The sequence below is a fragment of the bacterium genome (assembly GCA_029210545.1).
GTDB lineage: Bacteria > BMS3Abin14 > BMS3Abin14 > BMS3Abin14 > BMS3Abin14 > JARGFV01.
The window spans coordinates 1-9,082 of sequence record JARGFV010000098.1 but is presented as its reverse complement, the minus strand read 5'-3'; the positions used below and the strand labels follow the sequence as shown (position 1 = coordinate 9,082).

8 protein-coding genes and 2 tRNA genes are annotated in these 9,082 nt (G+C 58.7%); 8 read left to right on the top strand and 2 right to left on the bottom strand.

The genetic code is table 11. The annotated features are described in order from the left end of the window. Positions 1 to 543: 543 nt before the first annotated feature. From P1S46_09900 to P1S46_09865, 8 genes are all read left to right on the top strand, one after another. Positions 544 to 942: a hypothetical protein gene (locus P1S46_09900; GenBank protein ID MDF1536790.1), complete on the top strand. Its 399-nt coding sequence runs from the start codon at positions 544 to 546 to the stop codon at positions 940 to 942. Between the two features lie 191 nt (positions 943 to 1,133). Further along, positions 1,134 to 1,676, top strand: a complete 543-nt coding sequence (locus P1S46_09895) for a DUF2318 domain-containing protein (GenBank protein MDF1536789.1) — start codon at positions 1,134 to 1,136, stop codon at positions 1,674 to 1,676. A 3-nt stretch (positions 1,677 to 1,679) separates the two neighbouring features. Further along, the gene (locus P1S46_09890) at positions 1,680 to 2,837 is read left to right on the top strand and encodes an ABC transporter permease (protein ID MDF1536788.1); all 1,158 of its coding nucleotides are present in this window, start codon (positions 1,680 to 1,682) and stop codon (positions 2,835 to 2,837) included. A 10-nt stretch (positions 2,838 to 2,847) separates the two neighbouring features. Further along, a complete protein-coding gene (locus tag P1S46_09885; protein MDF1536787.1) occupies positions 2,848 to 3,576 on the top strand; it encodes an ABC transporter ATP-binding protein in 729 nt (242 codons plus the stop codon). A gap of 190 nt (positions 3,577 to 3,766) precedes the next feature. After that, a tRNA-Gln gene (locus tag P1S46_09880) sits at positions 3,767 to 3,840 on the top strand. Between the two features lie 5 nt (positions 3,841 to 3,845). Continuing rightward, positions 3,846 to 3,920 (top strand) — tRNA-Glu (locus P1S46_09875). 386 nt (positions 3,921 to 4,306) lie between these two features. Then, the gene (locus P1S46_09870; GenBank protein MDF1536786.1) at positions 4,307 to 5,707 is read left to right on the top strand and encodes a DEAD/DEAH box helicase; all 1,401 of its coding nucleotides are present in this window, start codon (positions 4,307 to 4,309) and stop codon (positions 5,705 to 5,707) included. A 233-nt stretch (positions 5,708 to 5,940) separates the two neighbouring features. Further along, a complete protein-coding gene (locus P1S46_09865; protein MDF1536785.1) occupies positions 5,941 to 6,681 on the top strand; it encodes a hypothetical protein in 741 nt (246 codons plus the stop codon). Positions 6,682 to 7,134: 453 nt separating this feature from the next. On the opposite strand, the gene P1S46_09860 is transcribed toward P1S46_09865, so the two are convergent. Then, entirely contained in the window at positions 7,135 to 8,025 is an 891-nt protein-coding gene (locus tag P1S46_09860) for a diguanylate cyclase (protein MDF1536784.1), read from the bottom strand. Positions 8,026 to 8,109: 84 nt separating this feature from the next. Beyond that, positions 8,110 to 8,919: a carboxypeptidase-like regulatory domain-containing protein gene (locus tag P1S46_09855; GenBank protein ID MDF1536783.1), complete on the bottom strand. Its 810-nt coding sequence runs from the start codon at positions 8,917 to 8,919 to the stop codon at positions 8,110 to 8,112. Positions 8,920 to 9,082: the final 163 nt, after the last annotated feature.

Genomic DNA, 9,082 nt, shown 5'->3' with positions numbered 1-9,082 from the left:
AATGGATTGGGTGGTGTAGCTCAAACAGAGGAATTGCCCGAACTGGGATACAGAAGATACCAAAAACAGGTACTTAACGAGGCAGCGGTGTTGAGGCCGCTGCCTCGTTATGCAAACAGCCCAGAGAAAACCAGCGTGGAACGGTATCCAGTCTGGTCTAATAAGCTGCGGTTTGATTTGCTCAGAAGCCCAACTTTTCTCTTTTCACCAAAGGTACCCCTATAAGGTACCCCTATGGGGTCAGTTCCAGCCGTCGCTCTTTGAGCTATGGCTTGGCAAGCTCGCCTCTCACACACTTAAGCCCCATGCACCCCCGGGTGTAAGCCTTATCGGTGCCAAAAATCACCAGAAGTTCGATCTCATGAATCCTGGTTGCAAAGGTTCTTCCATATTCCCCCTCCTTCCTCCTTCCTCCTTCCTTCTCCCTTTCCTTACCATTTCAGTTGACATTAGAACTCCCGGTGCTATATTCCTACGGGAGCCAGGAAAATGATCAAACTGACACAGACATTTTTTGTACTTTGGAGAGTAAACAAACAAAAAATGTATAGGAAGAGCCTTCACATACTGGTGATCGCCGTCCTCGCCCTGAACCTCATGGGCGCCTGGGCGTTTGCGTCCATCACCGACTGCGGCATGGATTGCTGCATGCCGGGAGAGTGGGCCGCCGGCGGTACCGCCTCATACGAGGCGCCTTCCTGCTGCGACATATCCGGCGTCACCTGCGGCTTCGAAGCCGGAGCCGCGGACGAACTGTTCGACGAAGCAATCTGCTGCTTCAATTCAGCCGGCAGCCACCAGCTGTCAGCTGTAACTGTTGCCTCTACTGAAGATGCCTTTGTCGACACAGATCTACGCACACACGCACGCACACTCCACGTTGCACAACCCCCTCCCCCAGAAGCACCCCTCTACCTTTCCAACGCAACGTTTTTGTGTTGAATCTACCCGCCTGACGGCGGAGTGCCAGGCGCCAGGTGCCAGGTACCATGTATAGCTGCGCTTAAACGCCCGCCTTCCGCCTGATCCCTGCACTACCCGTTCGCTTAAAAACATATTATCGATTGAAATTATACAGGACCTTGGACCCTGGATTTTGGGCCTTGGATCCTGGATCCGTAAAAGGAGAAAAAATGTCCAAGAAAACCTCAAAAGACAAGAAAGCCGCCGTCCTGCAGAGCAGGAAGAGCAAGGCTCCCATGTTCATCACCCTCATCGTCGCGGCCGCCCTGGCCGGCGGCGGCATGTTCCTCCTCGGCGGGAAGAAAGAAGCCGGCCCAGTGGCCGCTACCGCCGCGGTGAAAAGCACCGGCGCTTCTGAATTTTCCTACCCCGTGAGCGATTTCAATGACGGCAAGGCCAGGTACTACTCCTTCAAGTCCCCCAAGGGCCTGGATATCCGGTACTTCATCATGAAGAGCTCCGACGGCGTCATCAGGGCCGCCTTCGACGCCTGTGACACCTGCTGGGCAGCGGGTAAAGGGTACCGCCAGGAAGGCGACGTCATGGTGTGCAACAACTGCGGCCTCAGGTTCCCTTCCGTGAAGATCAACGAGGTCAAGGGCGGATGCAACCCGTCACCTCTGACCCGCACCGTCGCCGGCGGCAACGTGATCATCAAGGTCAGGGACATCATCGAGCAGGGGTCCTTCTACTTCAACTTCAACAGGAGCTGAGACATGAATCTGACAGATATAGCGCTTCTTAACCTGAGGCGCAGGAAGGCCAAGGCGGCCTTCCTGCTGGCCGGCCTGCTCATCGGGGTCATCACCGTTGTGGCCCTCATGAGCCTGGTCGACGCCATGCGCACGGACATCACCGACAAGCTGGACAAGTTCGGCGCCAACATCCTCATCGTCCCGAAAACGGAGAACCTGTCCCTCACCTACGGCGGACTCGCCCTGGGAGGCGTCTCCTTCGAGATGGAAGAGATCCACATGAGCCAGCTCGAAAAGATCCGCACCATCACAAACGCCGCCAACGTCGCCGCCGTGGGCCCCGTGGCCCTGGGGGTGGTGGAGGTGAGCGGTAAAAAAGTCCTGCTTTCAGGGGTCGATTTCGAAGCAACCGCCATCCTCAAACCCTGGTGGAACATCCAGGGCGACCTGCCGGCAGGCGACCAGGTCCTCCTCGGCAGCGAAGCGGCAAAGAGCCTGGGGCTCAACATCGGAGACACCTTTAACGCAAACGGCCGGGAGCTCACCGTGATCGGCGCCTTAGACGGCACCGGCTCACAGGACGATCAGATCATCTTCACCCCCCTGGCCACGGCCCAGTTAATGCTGGGCATGGAAGACCGCGTTTCCATGGCTGAAGTGGCGGCTCTTTGCAAGGACTGTCCCATCGAGGAAATGGTGCGTCAGATCTCGGAGGTGGTTCCTGGCGGAAAGGTCATGGGCGTCCAGTCCGTGGTGAAAGGCCGCATGGAAACGCTGGCCCAGTTCAGGAAGCTGACCCTCGGCGTATCTTCCGTGGTGATCCTGGTGGGGAGCCTGGTGGTGCTCGTCACCATGATGGGCAGCGTCCGCGAGAGGACCCGCGAGATCGGCATCTTCAGGGCCATCGGCTACCGGCGCAGCCACATCATCCGCATCGTGCTGCTGGAAGCCGCCCTCGTGTCGGCCCTGGCCGGCATCCTCGGGTACTTTGGAGGCCTTGGGACCACCATCGCCGCCCTGCCCTTCTTCACCGAGAGCGTGGACATCGCAGTTCCCTTCGACCCCATCATGGCCGGCGGCGCCGTGGTCATGTCGATCCTGCTCGGCCTCATCGCCAGCACCTACCCGGCTCTGCTCGCGGCCAAACTGGACCCCAACGACGCGCTCAGGGCGCTGTAAGGAGATGACCATGGGTTACATAAAAGCAGACAACCTTGTGAAGCACTACGGCACCGGCGACGCCCTCGTTCAGGCGGTCCGGGGCATCAGTTTCGAGATAGAGGAAAGCGAGTTCGTTGCCGTCATGGGCGAATCAGGATCCGGGAAATCAACCCTCCTGGCCATGATGGGCGCCCTCAACACGCCCACCAGCGGCCTTTTCACCGTTGACGACATCGACATCTACAACCTGTCGAGGGACCAGCGAGCAGATTTCAGGCGAGAATACCTCGGGTTCGTATTCCAGAGTTTCAACCTCATACCGTACCTGACACTGGCCGAGAACGTCATGCTGCCCCTCGTCACCATCAAGGCCCCCAAAAAGGAGAAGAGACGGATGGCCGAAGAGGCCCTGGCCCGCGTGGGCCTGAAAGGCAAGGAGTACCGTCTTCCCAGCCAGGTTTCCGGCGGGGAGGCCGAGCGCGTCGCCGTGGCGAGAGCCATCGTCAACGAGCCTCCCATACTCCTCGCCGACGAACCCACCGGCAACCTGGATTCCAGGACCAGCGGCGACATCATGGGGCTATTGAACAAACTGAACGCCGAGGGCATGACCATCATCATGGTCACCCACAGCATGGAAAGCGCACGCAACGCGCGCCGGATCCTCATGATCGCCGACGGACACCTGGTGGAAGAGGAAAGGATCATCAGTGAAACGGTAACGGTGAAGTCGGCTGCGGCTCAGGCCACAGCTTGATAGCAGTGCAGACACGGGGACGCGAAGACGCGGGGACGCGGAGGACAAACAGCACGGAAGGACATATTGGCATACACCTGTGAGTCTCACCGTTTCGCCGTGTCCCCCCGTTGCCGCGTCTATGGGGAAAGTTCAATCACATCCTGCGTTGACAAGTCGGCCCGAATGTTCTAGATTTTCGAGTTCCGTTTGGGGAGTCGTCTAATGGTAGGACAGCGGATTCTGGTTCCGTATGTGAGGGTTCAACTCCTTCCTCCCCAGCCAGAATAGGCCCCATCGTCTAATGGTTAGGACGCCAGCCTCTCACGTTGGTAGTCCGGGTTCGAATCCCGGTGGGGTCACCACTCGACGCATAACAAAACCGCCCTCTTTGATGATGGCGGTTTTGTTATTTGCTCGTGGCAGGCTCCAATTCGAAAGGCGAACGCCTCGAGCAAGCGGCGAGTGGCCCTGAGCAAGGCACCATCAGCACATGTGCCGTGTCGAATGGGCTCGCCCTTTATTTTCAGGCGTCTGTTTTTAGAGTTCCACGTTCCGAGTTCCGGGTTTTAATTTCAAACCTCAAACGTCAGGCTCCAAATGCACGTTTTCCCCTGCACTCCGGACTCTGGACTCTGGACCGCAATTCGCATGTGGCTGATGTCATGTGGCTGATTGACACAAGGCTGCATCTCCCCTACACTTAGTTTGTTTCGCAAAAATAAAATATTGCAAAGGAAATCCTCATACAGTGACAGACCACGACCAACAAGCAAAAGAACCCGTCTCCCACGCACCCACGCACTCACGCACCCACGCACTGTCCTTTTCATCCCTCGACCTGCCTGCACCGGTCATGGCGGGCATCAGGGACGCCGGTTTTGAATCCATGACCCCGGTCCAGGAAGAAGCCATGCCGATTGCCCTCACCGGAGTCGACGTGTGCGCCCAGGCCCAGACCGGTACGGGCAAGACCGCGACCTTCCTCATTACCCTTTTTACGCGGATCCTCGCCGATCCACCCGAAAAAGAACGGAAAAAGCCTCTTGCTCTTGTCCTCTCCCCAACCCGCGAACTGGCTCTCCAGATCCACCGGGAGGGTGAACTGCTGGGTAAGCATACGGGCATCCGGTTGGCGGCCATTTACGGCGGGGAAGGGTTCAACCGCCAGGAGAGCCAGCTTACGGCCGGGACCGATATCGTCATCGGGACGCCGGGCCGACTTCTGGATTTCATGCGGCGCGGGATCCTGGACATTGGCCAGATCCGTTTCCTGGTCATCGACGAGGCGGACAGGATGCTGGACCTGGGGTTCTGGGACGAACTGAGGAACATTTTCCGACGTCTGCCCCCTGCCAGGGACCGGCAGTCCCTCCTCTTTTCAGCCACCCTGGACCGCCGGACCCGTTCCATCGCCAGAGATTTCATGAACCGGCCCAGGGATGTGGAAATTACACCGGAGAAACTGGCGGCCGAGGGGATCACCCAGGCCGTCTACCATGTGGACCGGGACATGAAGTTCCCGCTCCTGCTGGGGATCCTCGGGAAAGAGGATGTCCCCAAGGGTCTTATCTTCACCAACATGAAGATCACCGCAAGCTGGCTTGTCCGTAAGCTCAAGGACCACGGTTATGAGGATGTGGGACTCCTCACCGGAGACCTGAGACAATCGGCCCGGAACCGGGTCCTGGAACGTTTCAAACTGGGCAAACTGCCTCTCCTCATCGCCTCGGACGTGGCGTCCAGGGGCCTGCACATCGACGACGTCACACACATCATCAACTACGATGTGCCCCAGGACCCCGAAGATTATGTCCACCGTATCGGGCGAACCGCCAGGGCCGGGAAGCTCGGCCGCGCATATACACTGGCCTGCGACCAGTACGTTTACACCCTGCCGGCCATTGAGGAGCTTCTGGCCGACCGCATCCCCTCCAGGATCCCTTTCGACGAGGATTTCGGCCAGGACAAGACCCCCGAGTTCACCGTGCGAAAGATGATGGCCCTCGAGAGGGAGGAAACGCGGAAAAAGCAGGCAAAGCACGGACGTACCGCGCCCGGTACCGGCGGCCGGGGTTCCCGCTCCTTGCGACCGCCACGGCGAGGCACGAGCGGATCACCTGCGCGATCCGGATCACGGCCGAAGAGGTAAACCGGTATCTGAAAGACAAGAAGCTGACTCGCTTCGCTCGGGTTTCAAATTCCAGGTTTAACCCGATACTCCGCACAGTCCTGAGCCTGTGGTTCGGCAGGCTCACCACCCTGAGCTTATCCCGCACTTCTCACCAGCCTTCTACTGCGCCTCTTCTTCCCCCTTCTCCATTATTTATTTCCCCCCCCTTTTTATCCTTTTCTATCCCTGTCTATTTTATGTAAGATGCCTCCATGAAACGGACATCATTCAGGATCCATTTCTCTCTCATCGCCCTCACTGTCTTACTGCTCACAGCCAATTGCGCCCCCATGCAGCCGGCGCCGCCCCTCTGGGGCCCGGACGCTTACAAGACCGTGCTGGTCCTGCCTATCCGCATGACCATCGGGACCGGCCGGCCGCCTTTCACGTCCGAAGATACCGACCTTTCCAACGACATGGGCGGCAAGATGCAGGAAGCGCTTGCCATTGCCATGCGCGCCAAGGGGTACGATGTCCTGGCTCCCCTTGACTCGACGGAACGGCTCATGGACGAAGACGACCTGTCGGACGCCTTCGGTGTGCTGGCCGCCGCCCACGGGTACATGGACGACAGCGGCAAGGCAGACTGGGAGGAGGCTATGGACGGGGCGGCCCTCATCGGCCGGAAACTGGGTGCTGACCTCCTGATCCTGGGCCGGGGCCGGGGTGAGTACCACAGCGGCGGGGAGAACCTGGTCCAGGGAGTCCTTACCGGGCTCCTTTCCAAGGGCAGGGAGCAGTATAACGCCCCCCCTTCCTTCCTGACGATAGACGCCTCGTTCATCGACCCCGCCGCCCGCCGTCGGATAGCCCGTTTTCCGAGCCGCCAGCTGCCCTACGAGGATGACCTCCTTCCCCTCGCGAAGCTCATGAGCCGGCAGATGGGGAGAGTGCCGGTGAGGCAGAATCCGGAATCCAGGAGTCAGGAGCCAGGAGAAGTTCCCAAGCCTTAAGAACATTTACAACCTGAATTCTTATTCCAAACAATGCATAGAATACAAACAAAGGCGGCCAAATGGCCGCCTTTTACTGTTTCAGATACAGTCTTTCCTACTGGCTCCTGTATCCTGGCTCCTGAATACTATTGTCTATTCTTCGGTCGTTCAGAGTGCGTTAGCCGTTCTACAGACCCAGGCTCCGAGCTTTGTCGAGGGGATGCAAGGCCAGAGTCCCGTCATACAGTATAGTTTCCAAATTCTTCCTCCCCCCTCAGTCGCCTTCGCATGAAGCTTCGTCGGGCCAGGAGGGAGGGGAAAATTAAGGAGGTTGGCTGCTGAAAGGAGGTGGGGGTGAAACAAAGTTCTCCGGAGTAACGCCCCCTCACCCCAACCCTCTCCCACGACGGGGAGAGGGAGATTAATGAAAAGGACTTTTTTAGGCAGCAGATGACGTGCCCTGGACGACCATCATTCTTTCCACCGGGATACTCCCGGTGCCCCTCCCTCACGGACCTGATTGGCGGCAGCCTCGGCGATCTCGATGAGCCTCTCCACGCTTGCGGCGTCGTCCGGGTAGCCTGAAAGGCCGACGCAGGTCCATGATGGATCTGGGAATCCGGCCAGGGCTTCCTCGATCCCGCCCTGCACACGTTCCATGACCTTGACCCCTTCCGTCACCTTGAGGTCAGGGAGAATAAAGGCGAACTCCACGGGGCTGTATCGCACCAGAGTGTCGAAATTGCGAAGCTGATCGCATAAGATACGTGCCACTGTCAGAACCTCGGGATCGGAAGGCGGCATTTCGTCTTTTCTGTCCAGGGAAAGGATCCCTACCGTCATGCGTCCGGCCCCTCTTCGCGCCCTGGAAAGCTCCTTTATCAACCCATCGTGGAAAACGGGAAACTGGCCCAGACCGGTGAGGCCATCCTTATCAAGCCTCTCCTCACACTCCTGCTCAAGATAGCAGCTACGCCCTACCAGGTTGATCACCCCTGCCACAGCAGCAAACCTTTCGACCTCGTGGGAGGAAAACGGCTTCCCCTCCCGGCGCACAGCCAGGGTCACGAGGTAGTCCTCGCCGATCCCCAGCCGTGACATGACGAGAGAACGTGCCTGCTCCTCTGCCAGCAGCGGATCGCAGACGAACGACCCGATGGCGGCGATGGCGGGTTTATCGGGGAAGTTGGCGGCCTGCTTCGCAATGTGGGGCGCCTCCAGCTTTTCCGACCAGCGCTCTACCGGAATTTTCAGGCCCCGACCACCGAGGATATCCGCCGAGCCGTCATCGGGATGGACCCTCAGCAGGGCAAAGGCATCGGCTGACACCGTCAATTCAAGGATTTCGAGGAAGCCGGGCATGACCTCCCCTTTGCCGCATGGGCGAAGTGTGGTCAGGCGGTTGATGAGGCTGGCGATTCGGGGTCGATTATGAGAAGTCATGGGTCAATACGGAACGTAACCTGCAGGAGGCTCGGATATGAACGGCTTAAGTGTTATCTCGACACCATCCACAAACCCCTGGGCGGGGACTTGCAGGGAGTGATCGGCAGACCCCTCGTAACGCCCGATAAGCTCACCGGGCCTGGGGACTCCACGGGCGTGGGACCTCGCTCCGACATACCACTTTCCACCTTCCGGCAGGTAAAGCTTGTAGTTTCCATTATCCCCGCTCAGGGTTGAGGCATAGTCGGGCAGACGTTTCATGTTTTCGTCGCGGTAGGCGGTGGCGAAGGCCCCCTGAACCGGCTCCCCGGTATCGTCGAGGATCCGGCCTGTGATCCCGGTGTCTGTTGTGCGCTCAGGCTCTGTGAACACCTGGAAGAACATGGGCTCACTGAGCCGGAGCAGGTCAAAATTCATTTCGATGACCTGCCCTTTATGTAAACGCACAGGATCCTGTTCGTACCGGTGGTCGTACAGGTCGCCGGTGACGATGGGGCCGTAGTTGGACCCCGAAGCCCTTTGCCGGGAAACGAAATAGTACTCTCCGGGGGGCATCTCCAATGTGTATGACCCGTCCGGAGCCGACCCTTTGCTTACATGGTCAGCCACCCCGATGAGGTTCTTGGCAGGATCACTATAGGCATACACATGGGCTCCGGCGACGGGCTTGCCGGTCTCCTTCGAGAGAATAACCCCCCTGATCCCGCTGCCCGCTGCCTGATCCGGTGCCGGGCTTATCGTGGTACAGGATATCGTGGCCAGCGTCAGCGCCAGGATGATCGATCCTGTGGTAATAGATAAGTTTTTCACCACACTCCCCCTTTCCCCATTCAAAGTTGATGGACTCGCAAAAAGTCCATCAACGCGCCCCGCGCGGGGCGCCCAAATCAATGACAAGCCGCGCCTGGGAGAGGCGCCTGGATCGAGTGCCAATGGCTGTGTGTTCGATCCGTGAGGGAACCGAAAACCACGC

What these genes read in the sequence shown, in the direction of transcription:
- P1S46_09895 (MDF1536789.1), top strand. Translation starts at nt 1,134, where the DNA reads ATGTCCAAGAAAACCTCAAAAGACAAGAAAGCCGCCGTCCTGCAGAGC.
- P1S46_09885 (MDF1536787.1), top strand. Translation starts at nt 2,848, where the DNA reads ATGGGTTACATAAAAGCAGACAACCTTGTGAAGCACTACGGCACCGGC.
- P1S46_09900 (MDF1536790.1), top strand. Translation starts at nt 544, where the DNA reads ATGTATAGGAAGAGCCTTCACATACTGGTGATCGCCGTCCTCGCCCTG.
- P1S46_09860 (MDF1536784.1), bottom strand. Translation starts at nt 8,025, where the DNA reads ATGCCCGGCTTCCTCGAAATCCTTGAATTGACGGTGTCAGCCGATGCC.
- P1S46_09865 (MDF1536785.1), top strand. Translation starts at nt 5,941, where the DNA reads ATGAAACGGACATCATTCAGGATCCATTTCTCTCTCATCGCCCTCACT.
- P1S46_09890 (MDF1536788.1), top strand. Translation starts at nt 1,680, where the DNA reads ATGAATCTGACAGATATAGCGCTTCTTAACCTGAGGCGCAGGAAGGCC.